The organism is Castellaniella sp., assembly GCF_004321985.1.
In the GTDB taxonomy this organism is placed as follows: Bacteria; Pseudomonadota; Gammaproteobacteria; order Burkholderiales; family Burkholderiaceae_B; genus Castellaniella.
The window spans coordinates 19,229-37,175 of record NZ_SCQN01000045.1 but is presented as its reverse complement, the minus strand read 5'-3'; the positions used below and the strand labels follow the sequence as shown (position 1 = coordinate 37,175).

The following is a 17,947-nucleotide window of genomic DNA, read 5'->3' as shown; positions in this document are numbered from 1 at the left end:
GCATAACGAACTACTGGAACTACGCCCGCTTTTTTGTAATTGGACGTGAGTGTGCGCTGCGCATGGAAAACTTGTCAATCAGGGTATACGTAGACAAGAGCCGCATCGGCGGCGAGGCGCGCCGTTGAATGCGCTCGTTGTCTGATAGGCCGAATTTCCGAGGCTTCAGGTGAAGACATCTCCAGCCGCCGCGCGAAGCAGAAGCCGGTGGAGCGGGCCCACCGGGTGACTGTGTTGAACCGTGATGGCGTAGAAATGCTCGGTCAGTTGCGAGGACTCTCCGACGTGTGTCAGTTCGCCGGAGCGCAGTTCATCCTGTACGACCACTTCAGGCAGGACCGTGATCCACTCGCTGTCGCGCGCGACCAGCCGCAGCATCGTCATGTCGTCGATCTCGGCACGCAGCCTTGGCTGTACGCCGGCTGAAAAACACAGGGCGTCGAACTGCGTGCGCACGCTGTGGCGAGTGCTGGGCATGGCCATTTCGACGGCGTCGAGATCCTGTGGAACTCGCAGGGTCGTGCCAGCCCAGCGATCGGCCCGGCCCACCAGCGAGATGACCTGGCTTCCGAGGAAGCTCGAGGAGACCGGATGAGCCGGATCGGACGGAACGGGGTCGTTGGCGAGCACGACGTCCAGTTGGTGGCGAAGGAGGCGTTCCACCAGCAGTTGCAGCGATCCGGAGTCCACGGAAAGAATCACCGCCGGGTCCCGGAACAGTGGGCGCAGCCAGTTGACCTGGAAGTTGCGCGACATTGTTGAAACGCTCCCCACCCGGACGCGGATCGCGTCCCCGGCTCGACCGTCCAGCCAGCCCAGCATCTGCTCGCCCAATCCGAAGATGTTGTCGGCGTAGGTGAAGATCTGCTGCCCTGTGGCGTTGAGTTCCATGTGCCGGCCGTTGCGGTCGAACAAGGGCTTTCCCAGCCGGCTTTCCAGTTGCTTGATCTGTGTTGAGACGGCGGATTGGGACGTGTGAATCTGCGCGGCTGCGCGGGTGAGTGAGCCTTCTTTGGCCACCCGCCAGAAGTAGAACAAATGCTTGAAGTTCAGTCGGTCGATATTCATGGTTCTATTTTATAGAACAATAAACCTCTATAAATGCGATTTACAGAATTCCCAAAAAATTGAAGAATGTGTCCGTTGTCCTTTGAGATGCGTGATGAGTTCACCGTACGTTCTGAATTTTGCGTTTGCGCTGGTGCCCGCGCTCCTCATGCTGGTTGCGGCCACATGTGTCTGGAGCGACCGTACGCCGGTGCGGAATTTGTGGCGACGGTTCAACGGCCTTTCGATTGCTGCTTTGGTCTTTTCACTGGTTGCGCTCGTCACACAGGTGTTGCCTGTGTCTGCGGACGCCCCCGTGGGGGCGGGCGCGGATGGCTGGTTGGCGGCGAACCTGTTCGGCGCCTGGGTCAGCCTCCTGGTGCAGCTGCTTGGCGTGGCCATCGGGACTTTTTCATCTCGCCACCTCGAGGGCGAGCCCCGTCAGGCGGTCTACATCGCAGCGTTGGCGGCCGTGTTGTCTTCGGTCCATTTTCTGTTGCTTGCGAATCACTGGGTCGTCCTGATTGCGGCGTGGGCAGCCATTGAATATGCCATGCATTATCTCTTGTGCTTCTACAGGGATCGGCCGTTCGCGCTGCTCGCGGCGCACAAGAAAATGGTGACGGACCGCGCGGCCGACGTGCTCCTGATTGTGGCGGCCATTCTGTCGTGGACACAGGTTGGCAGTGGTTCGTTCTCTGACTTGTGGGCATACATTGAGGCCGGTCACGCGTCCACTGCGCTTGCCTGGAGCGGCGTATGCCTGGCGCTTGCGGTGATCGCGCGCACGGCGCTGATGCCGGTCCACGGCTGGCTGGTACAGGTGATGGAGGCTCCGACGCCGGTATCCGCTCTTTTGCACGCGGGCGTGGTCAATCTGGGCGGCTATGTATTGGTGCTCTTTGCGCCCTTGCTCGGGGTATCGCTCGGGGCGCGCTGGCTGCTGGTGGTGTTCGGCTTGGTGTCCGCTGTGGTGGCCGGACTGGTGCTGCTGACGCGGGTCAGCCAGAAGGTCCATCTGGCCTGGTCGACGATCGCACAAATGGGATTCATGGTGCTCGAGTGCGGCTTGGGGCTGTATCTTTTTGCCGCGCTGCACTTGCTGGGCCATTCTCTGTACAAGGCGCACAATTTCCTGAATGCCTCCAGTGCTGTCGAAGAGAGCAATCGCAAGCTCATCACCGGCACGTTCGAAAATTCAAGCTTCAGCATGATTATCGCGGTGCCTGTTGCACTGATCATCGTGTTCACCCTTCAGTCTTTCGTGAACGGTCATGCCTGGCCCTGGTGGTGGAGCGCCGTGCTGGCGCTCGCGTGGGCGCCGCTCTTGTGGGTTCCCAAGGCGATCCCCGATCGCACCGGCATTGTCGCGGTACGCGTGACGACCGCAGTGGTGGTGGCCGCCTTCCTCACGCTGGTGACCAGCATCATGGACCATATGCCGGTCGGGGCCGGCAATGATCCGTTGGATGCGGCCGGCATCGTTGCCTTGATCGGGATGGGGGCAATGTATCTGGAGATGGCCGCGTTCCAGCTCTGGCCGCGTTCGGTCGTCGTCGTGCGCCGCTGGGTGTATGCGGGCTTTTACATGGATGAGGGTTACACCCATTGGGTGTTGAGATTGTGGCCTGCTCGGTGGGCAGGGGCGGACAGCAAGACCACGTCCGCTCCCTGGGTCCTTTCCGAACCTTTGAGCGGGCCTTGGAAACCATGAGTGATTCGATGCTTGCAATGACCGCCGTCAGTCCCGAGCCAGCCGGGACCTCCACCGGGTTCGATGATGCGCTGCTGCAGGGCGTGTTGGCCCGTGCGTGTGCCAGCATCATGCCTGCGTGGCCTTTGGATCAGGCCGTCGCAGTCAACCCGCACTGGCGGCGGATCGACAAGCCGATCCGCCGTGTGGCGGCGCGGCTGGCTGTGCTGGGCGATTTTCACGTCTTTCCGTCCCGCGATTACATCTTGCAGGAATGGGAAGCCGGGCGCATTTTGCCCGCTGATTTGGATGTGGCGCTGAAGGTTCACGCCACCCGCGAGGTCTGCTCCCTGGCCGCCGAGGACTGCGTGGCCGGGCTCGCGGGCGGCGCGTCGATCCGTCGCGAACCTCTTCTGGTGGATCTGCTCGACGACAAGGTGCAGCGGAACAAACGCTGGCCTTGGCGTGCCGCCATCGTTTTCCAGATGAGCCAGACCTGTGCAGCGTATTTCGACCGTCACCAGGCCGACTGGCGTGCCGCGGGCAGCCGGAGCCTGTATGGTTTCTGGCGCGAGAGCATGGTTGGTGACCATGGCCTGAGTTCGATGCTGGGTCTGGCTGGATTTGCGAGGCAGCTGCGCGAATTGCCGGTGGATTCCGGAGAGGCGCTGCATTGGGCGCTGTCTGAGCTTTCATTGAGCGCGTCGGCCTGGGAAGACTACTTCGAGGCGCTGCTGCTGTCGATCAATGGCTGGGCCTCTTGGTGCGCCTACGTAGGTTGGCAGAATATCCCGGCGGGGCAGGATGACCCGCGCCTGCGGGAACTCCTGGTGTGCCGGGTGGCGTGGGAAGCGTTGCTCGCTTGCGCGGTGCCTTCTTCCAGGAAGCGGGTGGCCGTGGCAGAGCTCGATGCGAACTGGCGCGATTTCGACCGGCGGGTCGATGAAGCGGATGCTGCTTTGGTGGCCGACGAATTGTGGCAGGAAGCACTCGAGGCCAGCTACCAGCGTGAGTTCGTGCAGAAATTGCGCACGCGTGTGGCGCCAGCCCCGTTGCGGCGGCCCGAAGTGCAGGCCGTCTTCTGCATCGACACTCGCAGTGAACGGATGCGCCGCGCGCTGGAGGCGATTTCGCCCGATGTCGAGACGCGGGCCTTCGCGGGCTTTTTTGGGCTTCCGATGCGGTACAACCTGCTGGGTACGGACATTCACAGGCCGCAGCTGCCCGGGCTCGCCTTTCCCAGTATCGCGGTGCAGGATGTCGTGACGGCGACCGGGCAGGCTACCGCTGAGGGCGACGCACGATCCGCACGGGCTCGTGCGGTTCGCTGGAAGCGGCTGGCCCGCGTCGACCAGTGGCTTGGAACCGTGCGCTGGTCGAGTACGACCTTTTCGTTCGTCGAGGCTGCCGGTGCGGGCTATCTGGGCAAGATCGCGCACTGGATTCGGCCGCCCGCCGGACCGCGTGTCGACAAGGACCGCATTGGCTTGCCGAGTACTTCCACGGACCCCTGTCGTCCCATGGTTGTCGGGCTCGACGATGAACAGAAGGTGGAGCTGGCGGCGGGCATTTTGCACACGATGGGGCTGGATGATCGTCTGGCTCCGCTGGTCGTGCTGTGCGGCCATGCGGGGCATTGCACCAACAACGCTCACGCTTCGACGCTGGACTGCGGAGCTTGCTATGGGCGTCCCGGCGAAGCGAATGCACGGGCGCTGGCACTCTTGCTGAACGACGCCCGGGTGCGGGAAGGCCTGAGTCGGCGCGGGCTCAGAATCCCCGACGACACGGTCTTCATGGGGGCGTTGCACGTCACAACCACCGACGAGGTGACGGGTTTCGACCTGGACCTTCTGCCACCGCAGGCGCAAGCCCGTTGGAAAATGATGGAGCAGGTTTTTGTGCAGGCCGGCGACCGTATCCGTCGTGAGCGTGCCCCGGCACTGCATATGGACGAGGCTCTGGATCAGAGGGCGTTGCTGACGTCCTTCCGGCGCAGAGCCAATGACGGTTCCCAGACGCGGCCCGAGTGGGGACTGACGCGCAATGCGGCGTTCATGATTGGTCCGCGTGACCGCAGTCGCGACAGGGTGCTCAGCCGCACCTATCTTCACGACTACGATGCACGCTTCGATGAGGACGGGACCGTACTCGAAAAACTCATGATGGGGCCGATGCTGGTCACGCACTGGCTCTCCTGGCAATATCACGCCTCGACCTGTGATCCATTGCACTATGGGTCCGGGAACAAGGTGCTGCACAACGTCGTGGACGGTCACGTTGGCGTCTTCGAGGGTAACGGTGGTGATCTTCGCATAGGACTGCCCAAGCAGTCGCTGCACAACGGCGAGGGTTGGTACCATCAGCCCGTTCGCCTGACAGTCGTCATCGATGCGCCTGCGGCGTCCATCGAAAGCATCGTGGCGCGCAACGCCGTGCTGGGCCAGCTGTGTGACAACGGCTGGATGCTGCTGTGGCGTCATGAGGGAGACGAACTTCAGCGCTATGAACAGGGCCGCTGGCTGCCCCTCGAGGTGTGAACCGCAGTGATTCGTGACGTCAATGTTTGCGGGGTTCGCTCGGCGTCAGCGGCCGGGCGGATTTCCGCTTTATACTCAAGTCCCCCCGCATTTGGTTGCCTGTCTTGAAAACGCTGATTACCCTGGCGTGCTGTCTTTTTGTTTGGTCCCAGGTGGCCTTTGGCCACGCGGTGCTGGTGGCTACATCTCCGGCGGCGGGCGCGGTGCTGGCGCAAGCGCCTCAGGAAATCGTGTTGAGGTTCGACGAACCGATACAGGCGACGACGCTGCGGCTGTTCGACCCCAGCGGCCACGTTCTGAACATCGGCGTGCAGGCCGACGAGAACAATGGCCTGCGTCTGGCGCTTCCCCGCAGCACGGCTGGGGCGGGGACCTACGTGTTGAACTGGCGCGTACTGTCGCGAGATGGTCATCCGGTGCGGGGCCTGCTGGAATATTCCATTGGCACGATCAGCCAACCGCCCGCCTCGGTGCTGGCCCAGACGTCCGTTGCGCGCGATGCTGCGATCTGGCTGACTCGCTGGCTGATCTATCTGTGTCTGTTTGCGGTCGGTGGAGCGGCGTTGTTCCATATCCGGTTTCGCAATTGTGAACAGGGCTGGGTGCGGCTGCCGGCGATTCTGGGGCTCGTGCTGCTACTCGTTGATCTGGCGCTGTGGGGGATGGAGCTGCTGGACGTTCCCTGGACGGCGCTGTTCGGCATGGCGCCCTGGCGGGTGGCGCTGTCCAGCGCTCATGCGCTGACATTGGGGCTCATGGCGCTTGGGTTTTTGGCGGGGCTCGTCTCGTTGAGAGTGACCCGCACCGGATTGCTGTGGCTGTGGGCGCTCGCCAGCGTGTTGTTGCCGGGTGTGGCATTGGCCGTAGGCGGGCAGGTCGCCGGAGCGTACTCATGGGTTGCGCGCCCGCTGGTGGTCCTGCATGTATTGATTGCCATGATCTGGGTGGGCACGCTGCTGCCGTTGTATCGGCTGCTGCACGCGCAGGTTCCGGCCAGGCCGGACGCTCGGCGTCCGTCAGAAAGGTGGCCAGGTCTGGCGCTGAATCCATTCGCGTGGGTCTTGCTGGTTGCTCTGCCGCTGATTCTGAGTGGTCTGGTGCTGGGCTTCCTGCGGCTGGGCCGTGTCTCGGGCCTACTCCATACGAATTACGGCAATGTACTATTGGCGACGTTGATACTGGCAGTTGTGCTGTTCTTCGTGGCAGTCCGCAATCGGTGGCGATTGGCGGCACCTGAACTGCGCGAGTCCTTCCAGGCGCGGGCACGCGCCAGACGTGGACTCGGGACGGAGCTCATTCTGGCTGCGGGCCTTCTCAGCGTCGTCTCGCTTTGGCACTTTGCGCCGCCTCCCCACGATCAGGCCGTCGTCAATGAGCCGTCGGGCCCCATCGTCGCCCTGGAGAATCGCGCGGTCCGGGCGCTGGTTGAATTGCCCCGGCTGGCCGCGGGTCCATGGCGGATCGAGGTGATTTCCATTGACGGTGTGCCGCTGAATCCGCAGCGCGTCGTCCTGACCCTGGGTAACCCGGGGGCAGGGGTGGAGCCCGTCGAATACGTTGCATTACGCCAGCCCGATGGGCGCTGGCGGGTGGACTTGCCGGCGCTGTCCGCTGCCGGACAGTGGCATGTCCAGGTGGACGTGTGGGTCGGCGACTTCAAGCAGGTCACGCTGCAGGGGACTGTGACACTGCCGAAGGGACCGGCGCCTCTCGGTGCGCCGGTCGGACGCCCCTGAAGGTGATGATTTTGATGACTGACCTTGGACGTTTCTCATGTTTGCCTTGAGTTCGAACACTTATGCCACCAAGTCGGAGCACTACGCCGACCTGGTGGAGCAGGCCCGCAGCCTGATTTCGGGCGAGCCCGATCTGATCGCCAATGCCGCGAACTTCAGCGCGCTAGTCTTTCACAGCCTGCCCCGGATGAACTGGGCCGGGTTCTATCTGTATGATGGCAAGGAGCTGGTGGTGGGACCCTTCCAGGGCAAGCCTGCGTGCATCCGCATTGCCATTGGCGCGGGGGTTTGCGGCACTGCCGCCCAGACCCGCCAGACTCAGGTGGTTCAGGATGTGAGCCAGTTTTCGGGCCACATTCCCTGCGACTCGACGTCCAAGTCCGAGATCGTGGTACCGCTGGTACGTACGGACGGCACGTTGCTGGGAGTCTGGGATTGCGACAGTTTCGTCACGGAACGGTTCGATGACGAAGACCGTCAGGGCATGGAAGCCCTGTGCCGTGCGTTCATGGCGCACGCAAACGGCTGACCATCGTCGCCGCCAGGCGCATGAGGCGGGGCACGGATAACAGAACGCCGCCGAGCGCGATGACCAGTATGCCGATCCACGCAATGGGGTCGGGGATCGCCAGAAAGACTCCCCAGCCCAGCAGCGTCGCCCAGCCGATCTGTGAATAGTTGTAGGCGCTCAGGCTGGCTGCGGATGCGCGCAGCAGCGCGTAGGTGATCGTCAGGTGGCCGACCGCCGCCACGGTACCCAGAGCGAATATCAGGAACAGGTCGAACAGGGGCATTGGCGCCCATTCGCCGATTCCCCACGGCATCAGCACCAGGGCGCCGACCAGGCCGGTATAGAAGTTGCTGGTCGCGGCGTTTTCGGAGTGGCGCGAGAGGCGCGTGACGATCTGGTAGATGGCGTTGGTCGTCGCTGCGCCGAGTGGAAACAGAATGGCCCAGGTGAGCAGCCCGCCGCCCGGCCGGGCGATGATCAGTACCCCCACAAAACCGCAAGCGACGGCCACCCAGTCCATGGTCCGTGCCTTTTCCTTCAGCAGCAGGCCCGACAGCAGGGTGACCATCACGGGCGCCACGAACACGATGGCGGTGGCCTCCGCCAGCGGCAGTCGGGCCAGGCCATTGATCACAAGCACGCTACCGCTGCACAGGCAAAGGCCGCGAAAGCCTTGCAGTGCAAAGCTGTGGGCATCGTACAGCCGGACCCCCATGCGCGGTGTGAAGATCGCGACAATGGCCAGTGTCTGGGCCACATACCGTAGCCAGACAATCTGCATCAGCGGGTGGCTGGTTGCCAGATACTTGGTTCCCGTATCCAGGAGCGCAAAGAACAGGCTGGCGACGCACATCAGAGCTGGGCCTTGCCAGTTCTGTGTGCGGATGGGGTTGCTCATGACAACGCGCGGCTGCCGGCGGCAGGGAGCTGAAAGTTGAAGTTTAACGGACCAGGCTCGGGCGTTTGTTGTTGAATTTCCACCCCGGGATCAAAAACTGCATGCCGATCGAGTCGTCGCGGCGGTTCAGGCCCTTGGATTGGTAAAGTTCATGGGCCTTGGCCAGGCGGTCGGGGTCGATCTGCACGCCCAAGCCCGGGGTGTCGGGCACCCGGATCATACCGTCCTGGATGCGCAGCGGATCTTTGGTCAGGTGCTGTCCGTCCTGCCAGATCCAGTGCGTGTCGATGGCTGTGATGTGGCCCGGGGCAGCGGCCGCCACATGGGTAAACATGGCCAGCGAGACATCGAAGTGGTTGTTGGAATGCGAGCCCCAGGTGAGTCCCCATTCGTGGCACAGCTGGGCGACGCGGACGGAGCCGCGCATGGTCCAGAAGTGCGGATCGGCGAGCGGGATGTCCACGGCCTGTGCCTGGATGGCGTGGTAGAGCTCGCGCCAGTCGGTGGCGATCATGTTGGTGGCGGTCCGCAGGCCGGTGGCACGACGGAATTCCGCCATGACTTCGCGTCCTGAGTAGCCCGGCTCGGCGCCGCAGGGGTCCTCGGCGTAGGCGAGCACGTCGTGCTGGTCACGGCAGAGCCGGACTGCTTCCTTCAGAGACCAGGCACCATTGGGGTCCAGCGTGATGTTGGCGTCCGGGAACTGTTCGGCGAGCGCCGTGACGGCTTCGATTTCCGCATCTCCCGCCAGCACGCCACCTTTGAGCTTGAAGTGCCGGAAGCCATAACGGTCGCGTGCGGCCTTTGCCAGGCGCACCACGGTCTCGGCAGTCAGGGCTTCCTGATTGCGCAGCCGGAACCAGTCGTTGTCGGCGTCGGGCTCCTCGCGGTATCCCAGCGTGGTCTTGCGGGCGTCAGCCACGTAGAACAGATACCCCAGTACTTCCACCGCGTCGCGCTGCCGGCCCTCGGCGAGCAGGCTGGCGACCGGCACGCCGATATGCTGGCCGAACAGGTCCAGCAGGGCGGATTCCAGTGCCGTGATTGCATGCACGCCGGTGCGCAGGTCGAATGTCTGCGTGCCGCGCCGGTCGTCTTCCTGGCCCAGCGTGGACTCGCGGCAGTGTGACAGCAATTCGTTGTAATGGCCGATGGGCTGACCCATGATCAGCTGGCCCAAGCGTTCGATTTCGTGGCGGATGGGTTCACCGCCAGGGACTTCGCCGATGCCTTGATGCCCGTCGCTGTCCCGGATCAGCACGATGTTGCGAGTGAAGTAGGGGCCGTGGGCGCCGCTGAGATTCAGCAGCATGCTGTCCTGCCCGGCAACGGGCACGACGGTGACTTGGGTGACCAGGGGTGTGCTGGCACCGGAATGTTCGGCTTGCGACATGATCAGCGTTCCGCTCGGTGGATGTTCCAGGGGTTGGCGGCTTGCAGCGCCGCAGGCAGCAGGTTGTCGGGTATGTCCTGGTAGCACACCGGACGCAGGAACCGGCGGATGGCGAGCGTGCCCACTGAGGTGGTGCGACCGTCCGAAGTCGCCGGGAAGGGGCCGCCGTGCACCATGGCGTCGCAGACTTCGACGCCGGTCGGGAAGCCGTTGGCCAGGATGCGGCCGACTTTCACTTCCAGGGTCGGCAGCAGCATGGATACCAGCGCGTCGTCGGCGCCGGGTTCCAGATGCAGCGTGGCCGTGAGTTGGCCTTCGATGGCCTGTGCGATGGCCAGGAACTCCTGGGTATTGGCACAGCGGATCACCAGCGAACTGGCGCCGAAGATTTCCGCGCCCAGCGTTTCGGGATCGGCCAGGAAGGCCTGGGCCGTTGTGACGGCCAGATTGGCTTGGCAGGGTGCGGGGACATCGGCGTTCTGGCCGCGTGCCAGGGTTTCCACGCCCGGGTGCGCCGCCAGTTTCGAGACCCCGCTGTGATAGGCCTGTGCGATCGCGGCCGTGAGCATGGTAGCCGCCGGAGCCGCCTGGACGCCAGCTGTTGTGAGATTGACGAAGCGATCGAGGTCTGGGCCATCCAGCGCAATGATGAGCCCCGGATTGGTGCACAGCTGGCCCGCGCTGCCCAGCAGCGACACGACGAATTTCTGGGCGATGTCATCCACGCGGGCGGCGAGCGCGCCGGGCAGCAGGTAGACTGGGTTGGTGCTGCTCATTTCGGCGTAGACCGGAATGGGGACGGGGCGCCGGGCGGCCGCCTGCATGAGCGCCACGCCGCCGCGCCGTGATCCGGTGAACCCGACCGCCTGGATGCCCGGATGGCCGACCAGCGCCATGCCCAGATCGTTGCCCGGACCCGCCAACAGAGAGAAGACGCCTTCGGGCAAGCCGCATTGCCGGACGGCGCTGCGGATGGCTTGGCCAACCAGTTCGGAAGCGCCTGGGTGGGCCGGGTGCGCCTTGCAGACGACCGGGGCGCCAGCTGCGAGCGCCGAGGCCGTGTCCCCACCCGCGACCGAAAATGCCAGCGGGAAGTTGCTGGAACCGAAGACGGCCACCGGACCGACCGGGATGTGGCGGGTGCGGATGTCGCTGCGCGGCGCCGGCTTGCGGTCGGGCTGCGCATGGTCGATGCGTGCGTCCAGCCAGTCGCCGTCGCGCACTACGCGGGCGAACAGCCGCAGCTGGTTGACCGTGCGCCCGCGTTCGCCTTCCAGGCGGGGGCGGGGCAGACCGGTCTCCTGCATGGTGCGGGTAATGAGTTCGTCGCCCAGATCCAGGATCGCCTGGGCGATGGCCTCCAGGAAGTCTGCCCGTTGGGTCAGCGTGGTCTCGCGATAGATGGGGAAGGCGGCCAACGCGAGCTGTACGGCCCGATCGACCTGACCGGCATCGGCGCCTTGCCAGGTGACCGGCAGGGTCTTGCCCGTTACCGGGTCGACAGCGTGGAATTGGGCTCCAGTTCCAGGGATGTCCTGGTGGCCGATGAGTTGGGTACCGGTAATGGTCATGGGCGAATTCTCGATCTGAATGAGTGGACGAGGCAGCTTTCTAGCGGGTTATCATACAACTAAGAATCTGTGAGCGGTGAGGCGTAGTCATTATATGTTGGCTGGACAGTGATGATTCTTGCGCCAGATTATTCAGTTGTCGTACGATGACGTAGTTCTGAGAAATTCGTCTTGTCGTATCGTCCCCGAAGGAGAGTATCCGCATGTCTACCCCTCAATCCGCCCAGTCCACCTTCCAGTTGGGCGAGGCCCTGGCGGCCGACGGCCAAGGTGACCGTATCGTCTGGGTGAAGCTGTCGCTCGCGTTCTTGCCGCTGGCGACGCCCATCAGCGATGCCAAGGTCTTCACGGGTCGCCAGAAGCCGCTGACCGAAGTCGCCATGATCTTTGCCGAGATTCGTACGCGGGATGGTCATGAGGGCCTGGGTTTTGCTTACTCCAAGCGCGCCGGCGGTCCGGGCATGTATGCCCACGGGAAGGAAATCGCCCACGAACTGTTGGGCGAAGACCCCAACGACATCCAGCGCCTCTGGATCAAGCTGAGCTGGGCGGCGGCCTCGGTCGGGCGCAGCGGCCTGTCGGCTCAGGGCATTGCGCCGTTCGACGTCGCGCTATGGGACATGAAGGCCAAGCGTGCCGGGTTGCCGCTGGCCAAGCTCCTGGGTGCACATCGCGATTCGGTTCGCCTCTACAACACATCCGGCGGGTTCCTGTCCACGGCCTTGCCCCAGGTGCTGGAAAACATCGATGCGTCGCTGGCGCGCGGCCTGGGCGGCATCAAGATCAAGGTCGGCCATCCCGACCGCAACGTGGATCTGCAGCGTGTGGAAGCGGTGCGCAAGAAGCTTGGCGACAACTTCCCGCTCATGGTGGATGCCAACCAGCAGTGGGATCGTCCCACGGCTGCGCGTATCTGCCGCATTCTGGAACAGTACAACCTGACCTGGATCGAGGAGCCTCTGGACGCCTACGACGCCGACGGCCATGCCGCGCTGGCTGCGGCCCTGGACACACCAATCGCTACGGGTGAAATGCTCACCAGCTTCCGCGAGCATGCCGACCTGATCGAGAAGCGGGCCTCTGATTTCGTGCAGCCGGATGCGCCGCGCGTCGGTGGGATCACCGAGTTCCTGAAGGTGATGCAGCTGGCCGATTACCATGGCTTGAGCATGGCGCCGCACTTCGCGATGGAAATCCACCTGCACTTGGCTGCCGCCTACCCGCGCGAGCCGTGGCTGGAACACTTCGAGTGGTTGGAACCGCTGTTCAACGAGCGTCTGGTCATGAAAGACGGCCGCATGCTGGTGCCGAACCGGCCGGGGCTGGGCTTCACGTTGAGCGACCAGGCGGTCGCCTGGACGAAAGAAACCTTCGAGTGCGGCAAGCGCCCCTGAACGGGGCGAGGCTCATCTCGGATACCGGGCGCCCATGCGCTCGGCGTCTTGAGCCGTCGGATCGTGAATTGCATACCGACCCGGCGGTGTGATCCAGCGCCGGATGTCCGTCAGCCTGGCTGCACGTCCAGCGCCATTTCCACAGCCAGCACTTCGCCGGGTGAAAGGACCTGGATTCCCGTGCCCGGGATGCCCCTTGCGGCCAGATTGGCGGCATCGCAGACATGGGTCGCAGGTTCGACGCACAGGTAGCGTCCTTCGTTGCAATGCAGGATGAGATGGGTCAACGGCCCCCGGGTGTGCAGGCGCAGCCCAGGGCCTTGAGGCCAATGGAGCCAGGCTTCTCCAGCCCAATCCGAGAGAAATTCGGTCCAGGTTGCCGCCGAGCGGGCCCAGTGTGATTCGAGGTTCTCCTCCTGGGCTAGCGCGAGCTCGTGCTCGTGCGCCCAGCGGGTGCGGGCCGCGAGATGCACGCTCTGCGCCGTGAAATAGGGGTGGATGCCCAGTCCTGTCGGCATGACGGTGGCGCTTTGATTTTCCAGCGTCAGACCGATCTGCAAGCCCGAGTCGGTCAGCCCGATCGTCTGCCGCAGATGCCAAGCCCAGGGCCAGCCGCCCAGGTCTGCGGGGTGGGACAGCGTCAATGTGGCATGGTCTTCGCCGGCATCGGTGACGTTCCAGGCCATGGCTTGGGCCTGGCCATGGAGGGCGTGGGGGGTACCTGGCAGCGGCTCCAGAGGGATGGTGCGCCCCTGCCAGTGCAGTCGGGCATTCCGTACCCGGTTAGAAAACGGTGCCAGTGGGAAAATCCCTCCCTTGGGCCAGGTGTGGGCAGGCCAGCCTTCTGCGGTGATGGGCACCAGCCAGTCCCGTTGGCCGTCAGGCAACGCCGTGGACCAGCTCAGGATGCGCCCACCCGCCAGCGGGGCGATGCGGGCCTGATGAGGCCCGTGGCGCAGCGTCAGACAGGTGTCGGGTGCTGCGTTCATCCGGGCATCGTACAGGGACGGCATGGTTCAGGCCTCGCGCGGAGCTTCCTTCACGCGGCTCACCAGTTGCGTGGGGCTCACGAATTTCAGCGCGATCAGCACCCAGATCAGAGTGATCGCCATGTACATCATGGCCATGGCGTCGATGGCTTGCGGCGCGCGCACGCCAGACGAGAACACCGCGTAGTACAGCGCGACGACCAGGGTCTGCGAATCGGGTCCGGCCGTGAAGAAGGTCAGCTCGAACAGGCCGATCGTGCGCACCAGGACCAGCAGGCCCGCAGCCAGCATGCCGGGCACCAGCAGCGGCATGAGCACGAAGCGGAAGTACTGGAAGGTCCGTGCGCCGAAGATGCGAGCGGCCGATTCCAGGCTGGGATCGATCTGCTCGATGAAGGGTGTCATCACCAGGATCACAAAAGGCAGTGCGGGAACCAGGTTCGCCAGGATCACCCCCAGCAGCGTTCCACCGACCCCCGCCTGGTAGAAGGCGGTGGCCATCGGGATGCCGTAGGTGACCGAGGGGACCAGCATGGGGATCAGGATCAGCAGCATGACCAGCCGCTTGCCGGGGAATTTCGCCCGGGCGAGCGCATACGCCGCCGGCACGCCCAGCAGGATGGAGAGGGTGACCACGGATGCCACGACTTCCAGGGTCACGATGAGGATGTGTGAAAGCTGGAATTCATTCCAGGCCTGGGCGTACCAGCGCAGTGTGAAGCCTTCCGGGAGCAGCGTGCCGAACCAGCGGGTCGCGACCGAGTCCACGACCACGGTGAGAATCATGAAGACGACATTCAGCAGGAAGAACCCCATCAGGGTCCAGATCGTCACCCGCCATAGCCAGCCCCACCGCCTCGCGGTTCTCGGAGCATATTGATTGAGTGTCGGCATGTGTCACCCCTTGCCACTGGTCGCCGGGCCGGTGTAGAACGCCTGGCGGAATGCGAAGATGGCGCCTACGATCAGCAGCTGCACGAAGCCCATGACGATCGCAATGGCTGATGCCATGCCGTAGTCATATTGTTCGAAGGCAGCCTCGTAGGCGGCGATGGAAATCACGCGGGTGGGTCCTGCAGGCGCGCCCAGCAGGATGGCCGATGGGAACACGGCATAGGTTTGCACGAACGAAAGGGCGGCGGCCATGCTCAGGCCGGGCACCAGCAGGGGCAGGTAGATCAGCCGGAACTGCTGCCAGGCGCCCGCGCCCAGCGTGCCGGCTGCCTTCGCCAGCGTGGGGTCTATTCCCGATATATATGACAGCGTCAGCAGAAAGACGAATGGGAAATCCGAGATGATCAGCGAAATCAGGACGCCCCAGTAATTATGGGTCAATCGGACCTCGCCGCTGTACAGGCCCAGCGCGTGGATGATCTGCGGAAACCAGCCCGACGGGCTGTAAAAGGTCAGCATGCCATCGGCGATCAGCACGGTGCCCAGGGTGATGGGGATGACCAGCAGAGTCGTCACGATTCGCTGCGAGCGGCTGTTCCGGCGCAGGGCGAAAGCGACGGGGACGGCCATCGCCACGTTGATCAGGGTGGCCGGCGCCGCCAGCTTGAAGGTGATCCAGAGCGTCCCCCATTGAGTGGCGGTGCTGAAGAAGTGCGCGTAATTCGACCAGAAGTGGCCGCCGTTCATTGGGTGGAAGGAGATCACCACCCCATAGAGGAAGGGGTACACGAACAGCGCCAGAAGCACCAGGACCGCCGGCGCGGCCAGCCAGCCCCGTCGGTCTCCGGGCCTGAGCACGGAATCGGCGGCACTCATGGCGTCTCCGCGTAGGCCAGTGTGCGGTCCGCCGGAATGTGCAGCCGGAGACGGTCACCCTGTTCGAAATGGCCGGGCAGGCGCACGAACAGATCGCCGATGGCGCTGCTGACGATGAGCAGCGAGGTGCGGCCGCCGAATTCTTGGGTTTTTACGGCAACATCAAGGCTGTTGTCCGCGTGGTCGCCAGCCAGTTCGAAATCGTCCGGACGCATGGCCACTGCGGTGTTGGCGGTGCCTGTGGGGACGGCCATGGACGTGCCCCGCAGGGTTACTTGTCCGGATTGCAGCGTCAGCGTCTCGCCCTCGTGCTGCGCGACGTCGAAGGGCATCACATTGCGGTACCCCATGAAGCGGGCCACATGCAGATTGCGCGGGCGGCCGTAGACTTCGCGCGGAGTGCCGACCTGCTGGACGCTGCCAGCGCGCATCACCACGATCCGGTCGGCCATGGAGAGGGCCTCGTCCTGGTCGTGGGTCACATAGATGGTGGCGCGCTCCAGCTGTGTGTGGATGCGGCGGATCTCGGCGCGCATCTCCACGCGAAGCTTCGCGTCCAGATTGGATAATGGTTCGTCCATCAGGATGACGGGCGGTTCAATCACGATGGCGCGGGCAATGGCCACACGCTGCTGCTGGCCGCCGGAAAGCTGGCCCGGGAGCTTCTTGGCATGGCCTTCGAGCTGTACCAGAGACAGGGCGGCCGCCACGCGTCTGGCCATTTCGTCCTTGCGCACACCCCGCATTCGCAGGCCGAAGCCGACGTTGCGTTCCACGCTCATGTGAGGAAACAGGGCATAGTTCTGGAAAACCATGCCGAAGCCCCGTTGCTCCGGGGGGAGGACATCGATCCGGGTTTCATCCAGCCAGACGCTGCCCGACGTCAGCTCCGTCAACCCCGCAAGGCAATTCAGCGCGGTGGATTTGCCGCAGCCTGAGGGCCCCAGCAAAGCGATGAATTCGCCACGCTGGATGTCCAGGCTGAGATCGCTCAGGGCTGCGACGGTCGATCCAGAGGCGGTGGGATAGGTGCGGCCCACGGCATCCAGGCGGAGCTGCTTGAAGGATTCGTTCATGTTGCAATATCCAGAGAATGCGGGCCGTTCGCGCCTCCTGTCGGAGGGGGCGCGAACGGTGTATCACGCCAGATTTACTTCTTCAGGGCGCCGACTTCGTTGTCCCATTTCTGGAACGCGGCAACCATCGCCTTGGCGTCCAGCGGCACGGCGCTGGGGCGGCTCGCGGTCAGCGAAGCGTATTCGCGGCGGCCGTATCGGTTGATGATGTCCTGGCTTTCCTTCGGTGCGGCCGACAGGGGCACGTGGTCGACGGCAGGGCCGGGGTAGAAGTAGCCGGCGTCATACGTCATGGCCTGTTGCTTGGGCTGCAGCATGAAGTTCATGAGCTTGAACAGAACCTTTTGCTTTTCGGCCGAAACGCCCTTGGGGATCACCATGTAGTGGGCGTCGGTCACCCAGGTGAAGTTGTCGAATGCCTGGATCTTGAAGTCCTCTGGCACGATGCCCAGCGCACGCGGGTTGATGTCCCATCCCGTGACGGTGACTGTCATGTCGCGGCTGCCCTGACCCAGTTCCTTCATGATGGCCGAGGTTCCACCCGGATAGTATGGCACGCAGGAGTTCAGTTCTTTCAGGTACTTCCAGGTCTTGTCCCAGCCGTTGATGGGATCGTAGGGATCCTTGTCGTGCAGCAGGTAGGGCAGACCCATCAGGAACGTGCGTCCTGGTCCCGAGTTCGCGGGGCGCGCATACAGGAATTTGCCGGGATTGGCCTGGCACCACTTCAGCAGCTCTTCGGGTGTCTTGGGCGGATTCTTGACGGTCTTGGGGTTGTATTCCAGCAAAGGACCGGACTGCATGAAAGCGACTTCCAGGCCGTAGCCTTGAGCCAGCTTCTGCATCTTCGCGGCCGCCGGATGGTAGCTGGCGACGTCTGCCTTGAACAGATCTTCGTGGTCGGGCAGCAGCTTGATCCACAGCCCCTGCTCGATACCGGCCGCCAGCGCGTCCGTACCGGTGAGCACCAGGTCGATGTCAGCGCGGTTGGCGTTCTGCATGGCTTTGATCTTGCCGGGCAACTGTGGTGCCGGCGCATTCGTGAAAGTCATGCTGGACACCAGGTCCGGATTCTGGTCGCGGAAGGCTTCCAGTGCTTTCTGTGTGACGGCGAGGTCGCCCGCCACGTCCACGACGTTCAGTGCGACGGGCGCGGCCTGCGCGACTGTGGCCGAGCAGGCTAGCGTGACGGCGCCTGCAAGCGCGGACAATCGTCCCAGCCGCAGGGACTGTTTGATGCGATTCATGGAGTGTCTCCTAGTGAGGTTCACTGGTACGCGGAAGGAAGTGACCATTTGGAATGGGTCTATATGTGCAGATGCCCCGTGG

14 protein-coding genes are annotated in these 17,947 nt (G+C 63.7%); 5 read left to right on the top strand and 9 right to left on the bottom strand.

The annotated features are described in order from the left end of the window. Positions 1–165: 165 nt before the first annotated feature. On the bottom strand, positions 166–1,068 hold the full coding sequence (locus EPN31_RS10945) for a LysR family transcriptional regulator (RefSeq protein WP_291773084.1): 903 nt from the start codon (positions 1,066–1,068) through the stop codon (positions 166–168). 94 nt (positions 1,069–1,162) lie between these two features. Between EPN31_RS10945 and EPN31_RS10940 the strand changes: the two genes are divergently transcribed. The 4 genes from EPN31_RS10940 (at position 1,163) to EPN31_RS10925 (ending at position 7,545) form a co-directional block, all read left to right on the top strand. Beyond that, entirely contained in the window at positions 1,163–2,761 is a 1,599-nt protein-coding gene (locus tag EPN31_RS10940) for an NADH-quinone oxidoreductase subunit L (protein ID WP_291773082.1), read from the top strand. Next, positions 2,758–5,280, top strand: coding sequence for a YbcC family protein (locus EPN31_RS10935; RefSeq protein WP_291773081.1), 2,523 nt, complete (start codon positions 2,758–2,760; stop codon positions 5,278–5,280). Before EPN31_RS10940 ends, EPN31_RS10935 begins: the two co-directional genes overlap by 4 nt. A 104-nt stretch (positions 5,281–5,384) precedes the next feature. After that, complete coding sequence (locus EPN31_RS10930) at positions 5,385–7,016, top strand: copper resistance protein CopC (protein WP_291773078.1); 1,632 nt, start codon at positions 5,385–5,387, stop codon at positions 7,014–7,016. Between the two features lie 37 nt (positions 7,017–7,053). Continuing rightward, positions 7,054–7,545: a GAF domain-containing protein gene (locus EPN31_RS10925; RefSeq protein ID WP_291773076.1), complete on the top strand. Its 492-nt coding sequence runs from the start codon at positions 7,054–7,056 to the stop codon at positions 7,543–7,545. On the opposite strand, the gene EPN31_RS10920 is transcribed toward EPN31_RS10925, so the two are convergent. The 3 genes from EPN31_RS10920 to EPN31_RS10910 are packed head-to-tail and all read right to left on the bottom strand — an operon-like array spanning position 7,523 to position 11,389. Next, positions 7,523–8,425 (bottom strand): DMT family transporter, encoded by a 903-nt coding sequence (locus tag EPN31_RS10920; RefSeq protein WP_291773074.1) that lies wholly within the window; start codon positions 8,423–8,425, stop codon positions 7,523–7,525. The genes EPN31_RS10925 and EPN31_RS10920 overlap by 23 nt on opposite strands. 43 nt (positions 8,426–8,468) lie before the next feature. Further along, positions 8,469–9,818 (bottom strand): enolase C-terminal domain-like protein, encoded by a 1,350-nt coding sequence (locus EPN31_RS10915; protein WP_291773072.1) that lies wholly within the window; start codon positions 9,816–9,818, stop codon positions 8,469–8,471. Between the two features lie 2 nt (positions 9,819–9,820). Continuing rightward, positions 9,821–11,389: an aldehyde dehydrogenase (NADP(+)) gene (locus tag EPN31_RS10910; RefSeq protein WP_291773070.1), complete on the bottom strand. Its 1,569-nt coding sequence runs from the start codon at positions 11,387–11,389 to the stop codon at positions 9,821–9,823. 203 nt (positions 11,390–11,592) lie between these two features. Between EPN31_RS10910 and EPN31_RS10905 the strand changes: the two genes are divergently transcribed. Continuing rightward, a complete protein-coding gene (locus tag EPN31_RS10905; protein WP_291773067.1) occupies positions 11,593–12,783 on the top strand; it encodes a mandelate racemase/muconate lactonizing enzyme family protein in 1,191 nt (396 codons plus the stop codon). A 110-nt stretch (positions 12,784–12,893) separates the two neighbouring features. On the opposite strand, the gene EPN31_RS10900 is transcribed toward EPN31_RS10905, so the two are convergent. The 5 genes from EPN31_RS10900 to EPN31_RS10880 form a co-directional block, all read right to left on the bottom strand. Further along, positions 12,894–13,796, bottom strand: coding sequence for an aldose 1-epimerase (locus tag EPN31_RS10900; RefSeq protein ID WP_291773064.1), 903 nt, complete (start codon positions 13,794–13,796; stop codon positions 12,894–12,896). Positions 13,797–13,799: 3 nt separating this feature from the next. Further along, positions 13,800–14,666, bottom strand: a complete 867-nt coding sequence (locus EPN31_RS10895; RefSeq protein ID WP_291773062.1) for an ABC transporter permease — start codon at positions 14,664–14,666, stop codon at positions 13,800–13,802. A gap of 3 nt (positions 14,667–14,669) precedes the next feature. Beyond that, complete coding sequence (locus tag EPN31_RS10890; protein WP_291773060.1) at positions 14,670–15,542, bottom strand: ABC transporter permease; 873 nt, start codon at positions 15,540–15,542, stop codon at positions 14,670–14,672. Beyond that, positions 15,539–16,618 carry an ABC transporter ATP-binding protein gene (locus EPN31_RS10885; RefSeq protein WP_291773058.1) on the bottom strand — a complete coding sequence of 360 codons (1,080 nt, stop codon included), beginning with the start codon at positions 16,616–16,618 and terminating at the stop codon, positions 15,539–15,541. Before EPN31_RS10885 ends, EPN31_RS10890 begins: the two co-directional genes overlap by 4 nt. A 74-nt stretch (positions 16,619–16,692) precedes the next feature. Then, positions 16,693–17,865 carry an extracellular solute-binding protein gene (locus EPN31_RS10880; protein ID WP_291773056.1) on the bottom strand — a complete coding sequence of 391 codons (1,173 nt, stop codon included), beginning with the start codon at positions 17,863–17,865 and terminating at the stop codon, positions 16,693–16,695. Positions 17,866–17,947 lie beyond the last annotated feature (82 nt).

Bases quoted from the DNA above. Each gene is read 5' to 3' on its own strand.
- EPN31_RS10895 (WP_291773062.1), bottom strand. From the start codon at position 14,666: ATGCCGACACTCAATCAATATGCTCCGAGAACCGCGAGGCGGTGGGGC.
- EPN31_RS10915 (WP_291773072.1), bottom strand. From the start codon at position 9,818: ATGTCGCAAGCCGAACATTCCGGTGCCAGCACACCCCTGGTCACCCAA.
- EPN31_RS10920 (WP_291773074.1), bottom strand. From the start codon at position 8,425: ATGAGCAACCCCATCCGCACACAGAACTGGCAAGGCCCAGCTCTGATG.
- EPN31_RS10945 (WP_291773084.1), bottom strand. From the start codon at position 1,068: ATGAATATCGACCGACTGAACTTCAAGCATTTGTTCTACTTCTGGCGG.
- EPN31_RS10940 (WP_291773082.1), top strand. From the start codon at position 1,163: ATGAGTTCACCGTACGTTCTGAATTTTGCGTTTGCGCTGGTGCCCGCG.
- EPN31_RS10900 (WP_291773064.1), bottom strand. From the start codon at position 13,796: ATGCCGTCCCTGTACGATGCCCGGATGAACGCAGCACCCGACACCTGT.
- EPN31_RS10890 (WP_291773060.1), bottom strand. From the start codon at position 15,542: ATGAGTGCCGCCGATTCCGTGCTCAGGCCCGGAGACCGACGGGGCTGG.
- EPN31_RS10910 (WP_291773070.1), bottom strand. From the start codon at position 11,389: ATGACCATTACCGGTACCCAACTCATCGGCCACCAGGACATCCCTGGA.
- EPN31_RS10880 (WP_291773056.1), bottom strand. From the start codon at position 17,865: ATGAATCGCATCAAACAGTCCCTGCGGCTGGGACGATTGTCCGCGCTT.
- EPN31_RS10905 (WP_291773067.1), top strand. From the start codon at position 11,593: ATGTCTACCCCTCAATCCGCCCAGTCCACCTTCCAGTTGGGCGAGGCC.
- EPN31_RS10925 (WP_291773076.1), top strand. From the start codon at position 7,054: ATGTTTGCCTTGAGTTCGAACACTTATGCCACCAAGTCGGAGCACTAC.
- EPN31_RS10885 (WP_291773058.1), bottom strand. From the start codon at position 16,618: ATGAACGAATCCTTCAAGCAGCTCCGCCTGGATGCCGTGGGCCGCACC.
- EPN31_RS10935 (WP_291773081.1), top strand. From the start codon at position 2,758: ATGAGTGATTCGATGCTTGCAATGACCGCCGTCAGTCCCGAGCCAGCC.